The organism is Parasphingorhabdus pacifica (genome assembly GCF_054779195.1).
Genome location: NZ_BAAGYS010000006.1, coordinates 578,988 through 596,084 on the forward strand (window position 1 = coordinate 578,988; position 17,097 = coordinate 596,084).

Genomic DNA, 17,097 nt, shown 5'->3' on the forward strand with positions numbered 1-17,097 from the left:
CTGCAAGTGGCGAATGTGCAGGTTTGGACCGGGGCCGAAATCCGCGCTCTACGTGAGGCGATGCGGATGAGCCTTCGGGACTTCGCCGCCCACCTGGGCGTGAGCGAGCGGATGATCTCGAAGTGGGAGGCCAAGGGCGCTGAGATCACGCCGCGTCCGGTCAACCAGGCGATCCTGGACACGGCCCTGCGAATGTGCGACCCCGACACCAAGGCCAGGTTCAAGGGGCTCACCAACGGCGCGGAGATCTCCGGCGCCAGCACCGTGGAACCGATTGGGAGCGGCCAGGTTCGCCACCCCCTCACCGGCAGCGCGATGGTCAAAGTGGACGGCAGCATCTACCAGTCCGGCCCGAGCAACACGCCGCTGTGGGTGCCGTCGTACTACATCGACATCTACCTGGTCAGCAACGCCGACTACGCCCAGTTCGTCGCCGCAACCGGCCATGAACCGCCGCAGCACTGGGAAAACGGCACCTTCCCGCAAGGACTGGCCCACCACCCCGTGGTGTGGGTGACCTGGAAGGACGCCGCCGCCTACGCGAAGTGGGCAGGCAAGACGCTCCCAACCGCGCAGCAGTGGGAGAAGGCGGCCAGGGGAACCCGCGGGGCGACCTACCCGTGGGGAGACCAGCCGACGCCGGCCAAGTGCAACGTCCGAGAGAACGGCGTCGGCGCTACGACGCCGGTCGACTGCTACCAGTCCGGGACCAGTCCGTACGGCGTCTACGACATGTGCGGCAACGTCTGGGAATGGCTCGACACCCAATCCACGCCCGGCCGACGCGAGCTCAAGGGCGGAGCCTGGACCAGCCAGTTCGACCGTGCGGTCCCGTCGCAGTTCAACGACGCCAACGAGACCATGTGCGACGACGACACCGGGTTCCGGTGCACTGCTCCGGCCGAAGACCTTGAAAAGCTGCTCAGCGACGGAGCATAAAGTCCCTGTACCGGCTCGACGTATCACGTCCGACTTCTTGCCAGGCGAGATATCCCGAAGGAGCTAGAAATTAGCAAAATGGAGTGCCGTAGAGCCATGCGGTCCACCCTTCGGGCTAACTTAGAATTATCTAAGTATATTAGCGCGGGCCGCGACGATCCGACTCTTACGGATCTACTTAAAAAGTATAGGCGAGTGGCGGCGAGGCATGCGCGAGTCCGCGCCAAAGAGCAAAATTTATTCTGGATGGGGACCCCGCTAAGCGCGGCGTGGATACTGGCCGTGCTGGGCTACACCGGATTCGAGACCGGGATTCCCGGCATGCTTTCCTTTTTCCTTGGCGTCCTAATCATGGTCACCGCATACGAGTACTTGCCAGTCAGATTTTTTGTTTACGAGACTCATTTCGCGTCAGCAGTGCTCATCTTGACCACCACACTTGGCTACCTTATCTGCTCAAGACAAGGGATCGCTCTTCTTGAGCCGTGGTATACGGCATATCAGTATCCTGGTGGCTTCATCAACAGCGTTGGGGTCACCCTCTTTTTGGCAATGCCGATTGTCACAACTCTTCTCGCTCCACCCATGCTTCTCCAGCTAGCAGTTAAACTGTGGCACAGACATAAAAGGCTGGCGCGGATACCGGAATCTGAAGCCATAGTTTCTCTACTTCGTTGCATTGATTCATTGCAAGAAGGCACTGACGATTACGGATTCCCGCGCAGAAGCCCTTACAGGTTCTCAGACCATTCGCTTCGAGCGAGTAGATGTGTTCGCAGTCTGCTCACCAGGCGAGGAGTCGGGTCACTCGAGAAATCCATACTGCGAACTAAGGCAACTTCGTTTTCGCGCATGCTGAAATGGTGCCATCTGAGGATGTCGCTACCAGTGTCGGATACATACGGGAATATCGAGGATGAACTTGCTCGCGCCACACAAGCCTTACTGTACGGCCTGTACGGTGAACTTCCGAGTGTGTATCCTTCCAGCTTTCGGAAAGGATCCATTTTGCGGAAGCTTCTGCATGTCACCCAGACGTTAGCAATCGCCTCACTCCCGTTGCTCTTGTTTTTTGCGATCAAGATTTCACCTATTGATTTGCCGGCGAGGCTCTCAGGGTCCCTAGCGATTGCTGCCACCGCATGGGCCGCAATCACGCTTCTCTATTCATTAGACTCACGCGCTACTCAGAGAACTGGGCCACTGAAAGACGTTCTTCAGTTATTTTCCGGGAAACCCTGATTGCCAAGCTTGCGGACGGAGCTACCAACGTGAGATGCCGGGGCCTGTGCCAGGCGCTCGCGGATCTTTCAGAAAGACACGGCCTTGTTCTTGCCTCGCTGGTCGGTGGCGGTGTCGGCCATTTCATGGCGCGCTGAGAGCGCCGTAGACGGCTTGCTGGGCTCGGCCTGGAGGGTTGGGAGGGGTGTGGAACACCGAGGGGCGTGGAGTTCGGGGTCATCCGCACCCCTCGGCGGCTAGGGAATCTCGTATGCAAGGCGTTCGGTGATGCAGCTTCGGCAGGCGCGAGCGGAGACCAAGCGGTTGCTCTCACCGGCGTTGAGGCCGCAGAGGGTCTGGCCGTGGTCGTCCTGGCGGCGTTCGTGCACGACGCCGAGATGCTCGGTCCACACCTGGGCGTAGCGCTGCTCGGCTTTCGTCGGGGCGCTCACGACTCGGCCTGCTTCCGGCAGAGGAGGTTGCAGGCGTGGATGCGTGCGTACTCGCGCAGGCTCACCGCGACGCAGTCGTCGCAGGCGTGGGTGGGTTGGGTGCCGTAGTTGCCGACGGGTTGGCCGCAGAAGGTGTTTCCGGTGCCGGCGTTGCGGATGTGGACGCAGCCCTCAGGGCTGGTCCACAGGCCCGCGTCGAGCAGTGGTGTTGGTCGTGCTGTCTCCATGCGCTTAACGCTGCCGAACCACCACGGTCTGTGACCTTGAATGCGGGTCTATGCGCAACAGCCCAGTGCTGATGCGCATAGCCAGGCGGGGTTAGCGGCTGGTCATGGTCCGGTAGGAGTCCTGGAGCTCGCCTGCGGTGGGGAGCTTGCCTGCGGTGACGTGGTTGACGACTTCGCGGACGCGCCACCAGTTGGACGGGGCTACCTGCCCGGACTCGATCGCGGTCTGGGCAGCGTCGGCGGCTTCGTCGAGCCGGCCGTGGCGAGCCGCGCAGAGGGCCAGGTCGACGTGGGCGGTGGCGTAGCGGCGGGGCCAGGGCTGGAAGTCGTTGGTGGGCCGGAAACGCTCGATGACCTGGCGGGCGTGCTGCTCGCCCTCGGGGTCGCCGAGCCAGGCTAGCGTGGTTGCGGTGTAGGCCGCGGCTTTGCCGGGGTCGTAGCGGTAGTGGTGTTCGGCCGGCACTGGCTCGGCAGGTGTGCCGAGAGCGAGTGGACGCGCTCGACGGTGCGGTAGGTGGCATCGGCTTCGCCGAGCCGCGCCCACGCGGCCTTCCTGTGCGGTCGCCTGGATCTCGGCCGAGCTTCCGGACGGGGCGATCGACTGGGCGTGCTGGGAGAGCTCGGCGGCGCGGCGGTAGTCGCCGCCGGTCAGCGTGCGCCAGGCTTCGGTTTCGTAGCACCACGCGCGGATCTCATTCTGCTCGGCGTGGGTGGCCAAGCCGGCGGCGGTACGCAGCCGGGCGGTGGCCGGCGCGTGCTGGTTCAGATCTATGTGCACCGTGGCGGCCAGCAGGGAGAACCAGCCGCCGAGCACCAGCAGGTGGCGGTGGGCGGCGAGGGTTTTGCGGGGTGCGTCGATGAGCTGGGAGATGTAGCCCAGGTGCTCCCGCAGACGAGGCAGGAGATCGTGCGGACTGCTGGCGGGGTAGGCGGTGGCCAGATCGTCGAAGGCCATTTCGAGCTGGGCGAGCGTCTCGGTGCTGATGTCGGAGGCCGCGACCCTGCGGGCCAGCTCCATCGCATCGGTCTCATCACTCGGCTGCACCGCGCCGGCGGCCGGGATACCCCTGGTCGCGGGCTGTGGGGTGGTGGCGTTGGCCAGGGCACGGAGCTCGCCGCCGGCGCACAGGATCGCGTCTAAGGCGTCCACCGTCGCAGGCTCGGGGCGTTGCCGGTCGTTCTCGTACCGGGAGAGGTTCCCCTGGTCGAGGTGAAGTTCCTGGGCAAGTTGGGCTTGAGAGAGGCCGGCCGCACGACGATGCCGCCGCAAGGCCTGCCCGAAAGACTCCTCGGACATGGTCCTCCACCTTCCCGCCGGAAACCCCCACCGGCGCCCCCAGAGCGTCCCCTGGGGGCCAACACCTCCGGCGGGAGGCAAGGCCCAGCATGCCAGGAAAGAATTTGCTGGTCGAGGATTACTCCATCTCGGCGACTTTCCTCGACTGGATCGGTTATGCCGATAGTATAACCTGGTGGAATTTCTTGAATTGGTCGGCAGGTATCTCAATGCTGACTGGGTATCGGCGGTGGCCACAGCACTTGCTTTCTGTGTTGCATTTTATTCAGCTACGGCGGTTAAGGCGACTAAGAAAAGTGCCAGACATGCAGAAGAAAATGCTGCTGCGGCGATGCGTAGTGCGTCTGCTGCCGAAGAAGGTGTAGACGTCTCTCGTCGTAGTGCTGCGGCCTCTGAGGCTCAGGCTGCTACCGCCGCAACCCAGTCGAGGCTGGCGCGAGAAAGCATTGAGGTCGCAAAGGAACAGGTTGTGGACCTCAAAGCTCCGCGAATTATTGTTCAAGTGGAGAGTTCTCTTGGAGAGTGCGCGCGGGGACTGAGGGAGCCTTTGCTGAGCTCGGAGGAGCCGCCTGCGCCCCATCCACCACTGGAGCGTTTAGAGGAACGGCCTCTAAGTCATATCGAATGCAACAGGTTGGAAGTCTTCTACATTGCTCGAATGACGCTCTATAATGACGGGGATAGGGCTGTACGATTCTACACCAAGGAGCCGTTGTACTTCTATCAAGGAAACCACCCGGTTGAGGACAGGAAGGTGGGAATTCCGGTACGTTCGGCTGCTGATGATTTTTATGCCATTTATCCGAAGCAGCATGTCTATTTGGAGATGAGGCCGCGCCGAAGTGTGCATGAACTCGCAGCTAAGCTTAAGGAAAATAATGGAGACTATGGGGATAGAATATTCAAGGTGGTCAACCTAGCGGTGTTCCCTGGTGTCGAAATGTCTCCACGGCTGGATATCGAGTTTACCTTCGGTGACGCTATTCCGATCAAACTTAGAGAACGTGACGGGCATGGTAAGGTGTACCTTACGTCGCACGATTTTATCGATGTGATTGTTCAACAACGTATTGAAGATTAGCTGGAAGAAATCCGTCGTACGGTTCGTGCGTCGGTGGCTTGAACGCTAGGTCAATCGTCGGCAGCGGGTTCGCATCTGCGTAGGACGAGTAGCGCCAACATGTAGGCGCTCCATCCTGCTGCGTTGCTGCCTGTCTAACTGCCTGTCAATCGCTGGCGACGGTTGTGGACTGACGTGGACGGGGGAGGACCGTCCGTGCAGGTCAGCACGGTAGGTGCTGCATGTAGCACACCTGTGTGATGTGCCTGGCAGTCAAGGGGTCACGGGTTCGAATCCCGTCAGCTCCACCTAAGGGTTCTAACTGCTGTTGAACTGCGGTTTGACTCTACGTAGTTCCGGACCTCTGGCCTGGCGTTCGATGGAACGCCAGGCCAGAGCGGTATTTCAAGGGTTCTAACTCGCCGAAGGTGGCGGCTTATGGTCACTTTCTGTGTCGGCTTCCGGCTGGTTGGATTCCTGCTCTCACGCGAGACTGATGAGAACCTTGGCGAGCTTCTCGACATCGGGCGGTTCACGACGTTCGTCACTGACACGGAGCCATCGTGAATCGGAGCGACGCACATGGCACTTCCGGTCTCGTTTGGTGCCCACTACCCACCACCTTCTGGAAGGTAGACCAGGGCGCTGGGGCGGCTACGCGTTCGGAACCGATCGCTGCTCATTGAGGTGCAAGGTACTCAACCCCAATACCGACCAGGACGCAACCGTGACTTACAAAGAGAAGGCCCACCCGATCGTGTGTGTCTTCAGTCCGCCCAGTTTGGTCTTCCCCGCGCTGTTCAAGAGCCGGCTGATTTGTCGTCGGCCTTCTCCTGGCGGATCCAGCTTTGCAGGTAGGAGCTGCTGACCCTCAGTACGGCGGCCACCTCGCCCAAGGGTTGTCGCTGGTCAGGGTGACCTCGATCGTGCGTTGGCGGAACTCAGGCGGGATGAGCACGGGCATGTCGAACATCCATTCTGGAGGCCACCAGGGCAACGCCAAGGTGTCGGGCTACAGGGCCATGATCAAAGTGGGCGGAGCCGTACGTCGGCCTTTTGATCATTTTGATCCGGTTGACGTTGCCTTCGACCGCACTGGAGTTGTGCGGGAGGGTGAGCCCGTTGACGACGGCGTCGTGTTCGCGGCTCAAGCGCGGATACGAACCGGTGTAGGTGGGGACAGGCCGTCGGCCTTGATCGCGATTGTCCGCTCGCGACCGCAGCGACCGTTCTCGTTCACACCAATACGCCTGCCTTACTCGTCTGAGGCTCACCCGTGGCACTTGATCACCCGTTCGGCGCATGACATCCCACCTGGGCTTCTTGGACGATTTCACGGTGTGCAGTCGTGGAACAGCCCGAACGTGGCTTTGATGTCGTGACAGAACAACATCTGTTCACGGATGACGATGACGACGAGGAGTCCGAGGATGCCTTTCTCGAACGGCTTGGCGCCTTCATCGCCGCGGTGGCGGACAACGCTGGTGCTGTCATCCGCGACCCGGCGATGCTCAAGTGGGCGCAAGCCGTCTACGAGGCTTACGGCGACCTCGATGAGAATGGTGAAGGACTGACCGTCGAACAGCTCAAGGCGGCCTGCGGCGATGCAGGTCCCGGTACGTTTGAGAGCCGGATCGCCGTCTTCAGGCAGCTGCGCCTGATCCGGCCTCCGCAAGGGCGCGCTTACCACCGTCGGCTGCACTTCGACGGCGCTGGTGTCGCCGCTTTGCTTGTTTTCGACAAGCTCCGTCTTGGTACGGGGATCCAGGAAATCCTGTTCCTCCTCGACCAGACCAGACGCGACATCCTCGATGGCGTGCTTGGCATCGATGATGTGCTGGCGCGGGCTGACGACCCTGAGGCGTGCCTTGTCCATCAGTACGGGCGAACTCATTCAACTCCGGGACCGGCCGGTCGAGGAACTGCTGCACGAGCGACGCAAACGCCGGGGAGCGGACCGTATGCTTTCCGAGGCCAAGGCGCTCGTGGCGGTCGTGGAGACGCGGTTTCCCGAACTGAGTCCCACAGGTTCGAAGTTGATTACTCAGGCGCTGCGCTACTCGACGGCGGTCAGTGACCTGATCGATCGCCTCCTGCGCGCGGTCACCGCTGAGCGGGACTTCTCCATGTTGCTGCCGGAGCAATACCACACCGCCGCTCTGTGCTCGTCGGTTGATGACCTTGCTGAGGTGTTCGGAGGCATGGTCTTCGACCCTGCGTCGGCGTTGATAACGCCGGACGAGATTCTCGCGACGCTCGAGAAGTACCGGCCACCCGAGCCACGTAGGCGCGCACCGCGATCACCAGAACTGCCGCCGGAGCACGACCCGGTCCGTGAAGCGCGCCGTAGGCGCGGGAGTCTGCGTGAGCGTCGCGAAGCCGTTCTACGGTTGCACCTACGCGGAAACGCGGAGATCGATCTCACCGTCGAGATCGAGAACTCGTCGTGGCGTGACGCGATCCGCCTCGTCGCCGATCTGCTCGCAGCTACCGGGGACCCTGAACTCGGGTTCACCCTGCGGCTGTCCGATGAGCTGCGGGTGCACGTTACCGGAACGGTCAGCTACGTCACCCCGATCCGGTTGACCGACGAGACGGGCCGTCACCGTGACTGAGGCATTCCGACTGGCCCAGATAAGGGTCTGGAGGGCGATTACTTCCCCCGACGACGCGGACCTTACTGACCTGCGGGCTGCTGCCGCTCGCGCCGGTCGCAGACTGGTCGAGTTGCGCAGCGGCGATTCCGGAGTCGAACTGACCTTGGGTTGGCGAGAAGAAGTGCCTCTGACGCCGGACGACACGGGCGGCCCCGGCGGCGCGGGAGAAGGCACGGTGGTCGTGTTCGCCGCGTGTCTGAGCTGCTGCTGGCCGGATCCGGACGCACCGATCTTCCCAGGCGAGCCCACGACCTTCGAGAAGCTGCGGCAGACCCTTGCGCCGCTAGGCATCCAGAACGTCACACACGCCGTCAACCGTCTGCGCAGGTGTGGGTACCTCCTAGCGGCGCAGGCTATCGACGTCGGCTTGTGTCCAAGTCGCCACTGCGGGGCCCAGCCTGATGGCCCCGTCACCGAGGCCGGATTGCGGTACTGCGCAAGAACGTACAGGTCCCACTGACCTTCAGCCTCAGTCAGCGCGGCCCGCGCGGCATCTCGGTCCTCGATCGCCTGCAGCGTGACCTCTTCCTCGCGTTCGCGCTCCGCTGCTCGCAAGAGCGAGTCGTCACGAGTACGCCTTTGCACTAGGACGTCTCCGCGCAGCGTCCGTTCAGCGTCAAGGTGAGCTTTGGATCCGGACAGCGCGATCAGGGATTCCCCGATGTCCTTCGGCTCCATCTCGGTCATTTGCTGACTGAGCAGCGAGGGCACCGGAGGCCGCAGCGGGGTGTCGAGGTACGTCAAGCAGCGGGGTGCGTCTCCGTAGAGTTGCTCGGCCATGCGACGGGCGGACAGGTGCCGTTGTGGCGCACGGCGTGCCAGATCGAATCGGCCTGCAGAAGGCGCTGTCCGACGAGGCAGCCGCGGACGAAGACGTCAAAGATCTTGGCGATAAGCACGTAGGCGCAGCAAGGCTCGTTACTGAGACTGAGACCGCGCTCGCCGAACTAAAGAAAACCACAGACCATGCAACCACCGAACGACGAGCTCGCGATGCCTGGACGGGGGCGCAACAGAAGATCAGTGACCTTCGGATCCAGCGCGCGGAGGTTAACAAAGCACACCGCGACTTGGTGGATGAGCGGAACAAGCTTCTGAAGGATGCGGTTGAGTGGGACGGTCGTCCTTCTACTGAGACGGCAATAGACCAGGCGCGGTCGCTCCGTGAGCGGAACAAGGCCGAACTCAAGCGGGAGAGCGCAAACACCGCGGTTGCCGAGACCGAGAAGGCACTAGATCGGGCAGAGAACGGCCGTGGCGGGGCGGCCGGTCTGGTGCTGGACACTCTGGAGAGCAACGGGATCGAAGCCGCCTCGCTCTTCGATGTGGTCGAGGTCGAGGAGTCCGAGCGTCCTATCTGGGAACCTAGGTTGCTGCCCTATCAGGATGCCGTCGTCGTTGACCACCGGCTGGCTTCTCCGACACTGGATGTCGTCCTCGCTGAGCGCCCTGGGGCGATGGTCATCACCACCGATGAGCTGGAAGGTTCGTTTCCGGACGGTGTTCGGTGTCGGCTGCCGATCACCCGCTTTCTTCAGACGCTTGAAGCTCGCCTGGAGCATCAGTCCACTCCCGACCGTGTTCACGACGGATCGTTGAGCCTGACGATCAGCGGCAACTTCCCCAACCCCATAGCGGGCAGGGAAGCACTACTGGCTCGCCTCCGTAGGGATGTAGATGACGCGGTTGAGCTCGAAGATCGAGCCAGAGCCGAACTTCAGCTGGCTGAAGCTGCACTCCGACTCGCATCCGCCAAGCACAACTGCGCGGTTGCTGCCGAGCGGCTGAACGCTGTGAATGAGGAAGAGGACCGGCTGTCCAATCAGATCGGCGAATTTGATCGTGCGATTGGTAAGGCGTCCGAAGAAGAGGCCAAGCTGCAGGAAGCTTGGGAGGAGGCTAAGGGCGTACTGGACGGGCACGATCAGCATGTAATTCTTCTCAAAGCCCGGCTGGAGAACTTTCAGCGTGACGAACGGGAGAAGCGCCGCAAGCTGCGTGTCCGCGAACAGGAACGCGTCGATCTCGATGTCGAGATGTGGAAGGCGCTTGCGCGTGGTGCCCTGCACCGGTATGACGGCGACCTTGAAGACTTGCCGATCCGGAACCTCGGCACGATTCGAGTCGCGGCCACGGACCGGTTGGCGGACGCGATTCGATTGTTCGGCATCGACGAGCGCGACGAAACGCTGCCCACCGAGATGCGGGACTGCATACGGCGGCGAAAGGCGCTCGCTGCGGGGTCCGGCGATCGTGCGCCCGCAACAGATCTCCCCGCCGTTGCGGAACCACTGCGCCGCAGACTCGAAGCGATGTCGGGCCAGGACCGAGTCATGCGAACCAAGATCGAGAATCAGCGGGCCGAGCACGCGCGCGTCCATCAAGGACTGGAGCGTGAACTGGCGGACGGTGAGCAGAACCTTAAGGTCATGCAGGACATGATCGAGCAGCACCTCGAAGGCATTCTCGGCCGCGTGAGCGATCAATTCGACGAGCTGGACCGGCAACGTGGCGGCAGCGGAGCCGACCTCCACGTCGCGGCCTCGCCACCACAGGGTGCGGCCGAGTGGGTCTGGGAGGTCACGCCCAGGTGGAAACGTTCCCGCAGCAGCGGGATGGTGTCCTACAGGGAGGTCGCCAACGGAGCACAGGTCAAGGTCCACGCGGTGCAGCTCGTCCTCGCGGCAGTTCTGGCCGACGCCGAGACCCACGGCAGGGTGCTCGTGCTCGACGAGCTCGGCAACAGCCTGGGTGAGGTCAACCGCAAGGATGTCCTCGGCGCGCTCAAACGCGTCGCCGAAGACACCCAGGTCACGATTTTCGGCACATGCCAGGACAGCGTGCTAGTCGATGCGGCGGACGTCTGCGGCGAGCTGATGTGGTTCGCCCACACGAGCGAGGCGGAAGCCTATAACCGGCCAACGCGAGTCTGGGGCTTCAACGCGAACTCCGAACAAGTTGACTTGACTGCCGACTACCTCGCCGCCGGTCGGCGCCGCAAGGGAGCTTGACCGTGAACGCCCACTCGCTGGAGTTCCTCTTCGGCGAAAGCGCCGGCCGAATCGAGGTACCGCTGCCGGGCCTGCTGCCTCCCGGCGTTAAGGCATTCACCGTGCCGAAATCCCGCGCCGACGACGATGATGAACTCGAACTCGGCGCTCCGACGGACCGGGTCCGCCGCGACAGGAAGGGCCGGGTCAAGGTGCGCCAAGTCGACCTACTCGCCAGCTCGCGGTCGTCCTCCTTCGCGCTTCCGGCTACATTCACCAAACACGACCTCATCTGGGTGCTCAACACCAACGCCGAACGCCGCTGGTCCGGCCTCGTCACCCAGTTCGGCAATGGGGCATGGCAGTTTACAATGGATCTTGTCCGCAGCGGCGTGGCCGTCGTGCGGTGCACGGTGATCGCGACCAAGACCGGATTCGACCTCCGGCCACAGCACCTGCGACTCACGGCAGGTTGGCAGGCGGCGCGTCTCGACCACCTCAATGAGGTCACTGGAAGGCCAGATCCCGACACCGCGCGGACAGAGCTCCACAACCTGATGGCAAACGTCGTGGAACTGGCCGACGAATGCCTTCGGCTGGCCCGCGTCGAGCAGGGATCACCGCTTCGCGCGCCTGCGGGTACCCGCGCGGGAACCAAGGTATGGTCGGTCTACGAGGACGCCATCCGAGCTGCCTGCTACTGGTACCTCCACTCCGGTGCCAATGTCGAGCTGACCGCAAAGGACGTCGCCAGCCATGCATTTCGGGACTCGAAGCGATGGACCCCGGAACGGGAAGCAGCGTTCGCCAACATTGTCAACAAGTCCTTCACCGAGGCTGTGAAGGTCAACGACGTCGAGATCCTGATGCGCGGGCCGTTACTGTGGCACGTCGGCAGCGTCGTCGCCGACGCTCACACGAGCGAGCCTTGGATCGGTCTGCCTGCCGGGGGCCTCGGACTGCTCGGCACCGTAGACACTACTGCCGTGCGCGGCGTTCTGGTGATTGAAAACAAGGACGCTTTCGAACAGATTTGCCAGCGGACTGATATCTACGACCGGTGGTTGTGCGTGTGGGGCAAGGGCTACGCCAGCCGCCCGTTGGTCGCCTTCCTGTCCGGCTTCGAACTGTCGATCGCCGCGTGGTGCGACCTGGACGCCGACGGCATAGGCATCATCAACAACCTGAGCGTCCGGCTCGGCCGTCCCGTGGAACCCGTGTGCATGAACCTAGAGTTCTGGAGGACCGGACCGTACCGCCGGCAGACGCCCTCCGAGTTGGAACGCGGACGTGCTAGGGCCACCACGCTGGCTGCCGAAGGTCCGTTGGCGCTTCGTGCGCTCGCTGAGGCGATCGCGCCGAGCGGCGAGGGGCGCGAGCAGGAGTCCATGTACGACGACATACTGCCCACGCTCGCGAAGGTCTTGAGCAGTCTCGAAAGTTGAAACCTTGATCACCACCAGTGGTTCCCCTGAGTTTCGATGGCTGGCTTGGGGACGCGAAGACATCTGGGAGCAGCCCGACCCGGGCCGAGTTGTGGGAACTCACGCTTCGCGACGGGAGCTGTCGGGTTCCCGCATCGACACACTCAGTAGCATGAGAGTGTCTTCGCCTGCGGCCAACTCGCAGTACCCGGAGAGCGGATCTCAGACATGAGCCGATGAGAGCACCCGCAACCGTCCTGCATGTACCGCCCGAACGCTTTACGTGAACGTTGCGGGCCGCAGCTGTCTTGGAGTAACCGTTGTGAGCCCTAGGCCTGGTGGCGAAGCTGACAAGTTCGGCAACCGTTACGAAGGAGCTTGGACAGTACGCCACGTGCTCTATGTGTTGATGGGCCGCGCTGACTCGATCACCGTCGAGGACGTCGGTGAACTCTCGCAAGGCTCGGAGTTCACCTTTCGCCGCGGTAGCGTGACCGAGGTTCATCAGCTGAAGCGTCAGAACCGGATGATCAACAACTGGTCGGCCGCGTCCCTTAACAAGCTTGATGTGTGGGCAAGCGCTCGGCATCACGTGGAGCGCGGCCGAGAGTTTCACTTCATGTCTGAGGTGCCCGCGCGCGCCTTGAGCGAGCTGTGCGACAACGCCCGCCGGGCCCCCTCCCTGGACGTGTTCACTAAGGAGTGGCTGCCCAATCAATCGATGCGGGATGAGTTCACCGAACTGTCGGCACCGAAGATCTTCGAGTCGCCCGACAAAGCGTGGCAGGTGTTGCGCGGAATCCGGATTGGGTGGCCGGACGAGCGCGACCTCCTCGACGGGAACGCGGCGCTGGCAGAGTTGCTGCTCGCCGGGGCAGATGGGCGCCTTGCCGCTGTGGGCCTCGGTGATTTGTTGCTACACAATCTCGGGGTCGAGTTGTCCGCTGTCGACATCCTTAACCGTCTACCGCAATACGGGCTGCGCCCGGCCACGGCGGTACGCGGGGGAGCCACGGCAGAGCAGATCAACGCCGTCACCGATCGTTGGGCAACCGCGGTCGGTGCAGAGCTGCTGCGTCCGGTTCTGCCGCGGCCTGAGTCGGACGAGTTGTTAAACCTGGCCGAAGGTGGCGAGGAAGGGCTGGTATTCGTCATCGGAGCGGCCGGCGGCGGCAAGAGTGTGGTTATGCACCAAGCTGTGGGTAACGCTCGTGAGCAGGGAATGCCGGTCCTGGCGTTCAGACTCGATCGAGTCGAGCCCTTCTCCTCCACTGCCGAGTTAGGCCGACGGTTGGGGCTTGAGGTATCACCAGTTTCGGCTCTCGCTGCAGCAGCTAGTGACCGGCCTTCGCTGCTGGTCGTTGACCAGTTGGACGCCGTCAGCGTGGTGTCGGGTCGAATGCCTCGCAACTTCGACGTCATCGCCTGGTTGATCCGGGAGGCAACGGCTTTCGAGCACATGCGAGTCGTGCTGGCGTGCCGCAAGTTCGACATCGACAACGATGAGCGAATCCGCAGGCTGCGCGCGATCCCGGATTCGGAGACTGTCTCGGTCGGGCCGTTGAGTGACGAGCAAGTCGACTCGGCTGTTGGGGCGATGGGTTTGGACGCCGCCGCCGTCTCGTCTCATCAACGCACTCTGCTGCGGTCGCCGTTGCACCTCGTGCTTCTGGCAGCTGTCGCCGACGGGACAAACGCGCTGGATTTCGCGAGTACAGCGCACTTGTTCGATGCCTACTGGGACCGTAAGCGCCGTGACGTCCGTGAGCGACGCGAAGGGACGCGCTTCGGGCCCGTGGTATCCGCTGTAGCTGAGGCGATCAGCCAGCGTCAGCGCCTGTCGGTGCCGATGACCGTGCTCGACCGCGAAGACCTCGGCAACGACGCTGATGTCCTCGTCTCAGAGCACGTCCTGGTTCGCGACGGCCGCGAGCTCGCGTTCTTCCACGAAGCGTTCTTCGACTACGCCTTCGCACGTCATTGGGGCACCAGAGGCGAGTCCCTGGTGGAGTTCCTGACCGGTGGTGAGCAGGAGCTGTTTCGGCGGGCTCAAGTGCGCCAAATTATGACGCACCTGCGTAGCGTAGAACCCGACCGATTCGTCGATGAGGTCAAGGCGTTGCTGCTCAGCAACGATGTCCGCTTCCACATCAAGGACGCTGCGATGGCTGTCCTTGCCGGCATCGCTGACCCCACTCGATCCGAGGGCGTGATGGTCATCGATGCCGCTGCCACCCACCCGCCGTTCGAGGCGAGACTGTGGGCAAGGTTACGCACCGCAGCATGGTTCGCCCGCTTCAACAGTGACCGCCACGTCGACGGCTGGCTGCGGGGTGACGCAGCCGAGCAATCCCGTGCCCTAGATTTGATGGGCCCGGGTGCTCAGACGGCACCCGGTCGGGTTGCCGAGCTTCTTGCCGGGCACGAGCACGAGCCAGCCATCTTCGCACGCGGATTGCGCTGGATCTCGCGGTTCGCGAACCTGGATGAGAGTCGAAGCCTGTTCGATCTGGCGCTGAAGGCGGTACGCGCTGGCGACTACTCCGTGCACGAGGGCGCGCTCTGGATCCTGCATGGCGCCGAAGACTCGCTCCCAGACCGGGCCATCGAGCTGTTAGTGGCCTATCTCGTGGAACGGCCGACCGCTCTCGCTCAGAATGGCAGAGGCAAGGTGGCCGCTCTCGAAATGCGCGATCACCAGGTTGCCGAGCTCGTGAAGAGGGTCGCTGACGACGCCCCTCGAGAGTTCTGCGATGCGTTGCTTTCCTATTTGTTGCGGGTCACGGCTCTCACGGCGCTCGATCACGATTCGTATGGACAGCGCGAGGACGCGCATTTCTGCTTCCGCTGGCCAGACTCGGATTCGGACGCCAAGCTCGATGATGTGCTGTTCTCGAGCATGGCTGCAGCCATACGCACGCTCGTGTCGCGTGATCCAGACGCAACTCGGCCAACGCTCGAACGTCTCGCCGTCGAGCCGTACGACAGTGCCCAATGGCTGCTCTACCAGGGTTTGATCGCCGGTGGCGCTGCCTACGCCGATTGGGCGGCCGAAGTCCTGCTCCAAGGTCGGCACAGGCTGCTGTCTGGCTATGCGTCCAACGGCGTGTGGACCGCTCGAGAGGTGATGCAAGCCATCAGCCCACATCTAAACGTCGACCTGTTCAGCCGACTCGAAGCGGCCGTCCGTGATCTGCGATTCTCTTGGGAGAAGCGATCGCCTGGCTGGTACGCCTTCTGCCTGCTCTCGGGGCTGGATGAGCAGCGGCTGTCAGACACTGGCCGCCGCCGACTCGGCGAACTACGGCGTGCCTGCGGGATGGAGCAACCAGAAGAGCCTCGGGGAGTCGCAGTCGGATTTGTGGACTCACCGATCAAGACGTCTGCCGCCGAATATATGAGCGACGACAACTGGCTGCAGGCGATGACCAAGCACGTAGGAGAAGCGCACAACTGGACAATGATGACGGGCGGCGCGATGGAGCTATCGTACGTTCTGCGTGAGCGGACCAAGCAGGATCCCGCACGGTTCGCTCGCTTAGCTCTCCGCTTGACTGCGGACATCAACCCCGCCTACGGCGACGGTCTGCTAATGGGGCTCGGAGAGGCCGAGCCGATCGAGGACGAGGACGTCGTCTTCGTAGCCGTCAGGCACATAGCTTCGCTTGGCCATGTCGAAAACGACCGCTGGCTGGGGTCGGCAATCAGGCCCTACCTAAAGACCGTGCCTCTCGACATCGTGGAGCTCATCCGAGACCGGATGCTCTCCACCTCCGATCCCAGCGACGACGGCATCCGCATGTGGAGCGACGATGGGAAAGGCCAACAAGTCCCGGACATCCTCGTATCCGGCATCAACACCGCCCGAGGCAGCCTCGTCGAAGCCATGTCCGACCTGCTCGTTTACGACACCGATGGGGCACGCACGGGAATCGTGGCGCCGGCACTGGACCACATCGCTACCGATCCATCGGTCCCGGTCCGAGCGTGCGCGGCCCGAGTCATTGGGAACGCTGTCCGCCACGAGTATGGGGAAGCGACCCAGGCTTTCTGGAAGCTAGTCGAGACACACGACGCACTACTAGCTACCCGACACGTGCTACGACTGGTCATCTACTTCGGTAGCCAGGACTCAGCAACCATCCGTCCGATCATCGAGCGGATGCTGTCTTCGGAGGACCCCCGGGTCCGCGAGTCGGGAGGCGAACTGGCCGCGTTCGCCGCTATGGAATGGGAGATGGAGGACCTCCTCGCCGCCGTGCTCGACGGCGAAGATACCGAAGCCCGGCAGGGCGCGGCCAAGATGTGTGCCCATCGGATTCCACATACCGGCAACGTCCCGGCGTGTGCGAAGACACTGACGCGCCTGGCCACCGACGCCGACGAGGAGGTTCGCAAGCAGGTCAGTGAAGTGGCCGCAGCGCTTCGCGGACATGCGCTCCGCCCGTTCGAGCGCGTGCTGAAGACCCTCATGGCATCGCCCGCATTCGCCGATGCCGTGCCCCAACTGCTAATCACGCTCGAGCAGGCGCCGGACCGGGTCGACGACCTAGTACTGCTGTGCGCGCAACGTTTCGTCGATGAGTCTGGAAAGGATGCTGGCGACATACGCACTCACGCCGCCGGCAACGCCCAACAGGTCGGCGAGCTGATCATCCGTGGACTCGCACAAAGCCGTTCCCCGGCCGAACGGTCAGCACTGCTGGATGTGCTCGACGGCCTACTAGTCGCGGGGGCCCATGGCATCGAGAAGTTGATCGGCGAATCGGAACGGTGACTTTCGGTCGAATAGCAGCCAAGTTGCCATTTGGGGCGGAGCCAGTGCGACCG

General features: G+C 62.7%; 10 protein-coding genes. 6 read left to right on the top strand and 4 right to left on the bottom strand.

The window, feature by feature from the left end; genetic code table 11:
* Nucleotides 1-6: 6 nt before the first annotated feature.
* A complete protein-coding gene (locus tag ACYVAN_RS08805; RefSeq protein WP_460957576.1) occupies nucleotides 7-939 on the top strand; it encodes an SUMF1/EgtB/PvdO family nonheme iron enzyme in 933 nt (310 codons plus the stop codon).
* Between the two features lie 1,478 nt (nucleotides 940-2,417).
* On the opposite strand, the gene ACYVAN_RS08810 is transcribed toward ACYVAN_RS08805, so the two are convergent.
* From ACYVAN_RS08810 to ACYVAN_RS08820, 3 genes are all read right to left on the bottom strand, one after another.
* Complete coding sequence (locus ACYVAN_RS08810) at nucleotides 2,418-2,612, bottom strand: hypothetical protein (RefSeq protein WP_460957578.1); 195 nt, start codon at nucleotides 2,610-2,612, stop codon at nucleotides 2,418-2,420.
* Nucleotides 2,609-2,839: a hypothetical protein gene (locus ACYVAN_RS08815; protein WP_460957580.1), complete on the bottom strand. Its 231-nt coding sequence runs from the start codon at nucleotides 2,837-2,839 to the stop codon at nucleotides 2,609-2,611. The genes ACYVAN_RS08810 and ACYVAN_RS08815 overlap by 4 nt, the downstream gene beginning before the upstream one ends.
* A 91-nt stretch (nucleotides 2,840-2,930) precedes the next feature.
* Complete coding sequence (locus ACYVAN_RS08820) at nucleotides 2,931-4,136, bottom strand: helix-turn-helix domain-containing protein (protein WP_460957582.1); 1,206 nt, start codon at nucleotides 4,134-4,136, stop codon at nucleotides 2,931-2,933.
* Nucleotides 4,137-4,311: 175 nt separating this feature from the next.
* On the opposite strand from ACYVAN_RS08820, the gene ACYVAN_RS08825 reads away from it, so the two are divergent.
* Nucleotides 4,312-5,217, top strand: a complete 906-nt coding sequence (locus ACYVAN_RS08825; RefSeq protein ID WP_460957584.1) for a hypothetical protein — start codon at nucleotides 4,312-4,314, stop codon at nucleotides 5,215-5,217.
* A 1,312-nt stretch (nucleotides 5,218-6,529) separates the two neighbouring features.
* Here the strand turns inward: ACYVAN_RS08825 and ACYVAN_RS08830 are convergent.
* Nucleotides 6,530-7,072: a hypothetical protein gene (locus ACYVAN_RS08830; RefSeq protein ID WP_460957586.1), complete on the bottom strand. Its 543-nt coding sequence runs from the start codon at nucleotides 7,070-7,072 to the stop codon at nucleotides 6,530-6,532.
* Between ACYVAN_RS08830 and ACYVAN_RS08835 the strand changes: the two genes are divergently transcribed.
* The 4 genes from ACYVAN_RS08835 (at nucleotide 7,065) to ACYVAN_RS08850 (ending at nucleotide 17,044) form a co-directional block, all read left to right on the top strand.
* Nucleotides 7,065-7,811, top strand: a complete 747-nt coding sequence (locus ACYVAN_RS08835) for a hypothetical protein (protein WP_460957588.1) — start codon at nucleotides 7,065-7,067, stop codon at nucleotides 7,809-7,811. The genes ACYVAN_RS08830 and ACYVAN_RS08835 overlap by 8 nt on opposite strands.
* A gap of 845 nt (nucleotides 7,812-8,656) precedes the next feature.
* Nucleotides 8,657-10,864 (top strand): AAA family ATPase, encoded by a 2,208-nt coding sequence (locus ACYVAN_RS08840; protein WP_460957590.1) that lies wholly within the window; start codon nucleotides 8,657-8,659, stop codon nucleotides 10,862-10,864.
* A 2-nt stretch (nucleotides 10,865-10,866) separates the two neighbouring features.
* The gene (locus ACYVAN_RS08845; protein WP_460957592.1) at nucleotides 10,867-12,288 is read left to right on the top strand and encodes a Wadjet anti-phage system protein JetD domain-containing protein; all 1,422 of its coding nucleotides are present in this window, start codon (nucleotides 10,867-10,869) and stop codon (nucleotides 12,286-12,288) included.
* 373 nt (nucleotides 12,289-12,661) lie between these two features.
* Nucleotides 12,662-17,044: an NACHT domain-containing protein gene (locus ACYVAN_RS08850; RefSeq protein ID WP_460957594.1), complete on the top strand. Its 4,383-nt coding sequence runs from the start codon at nucleotides 12,662-12,664 to the stop codon at nucleotides 17,042-17,044.
* Nucleotides 17,045-17,097 lie beyond the last annotated feature (53 nt).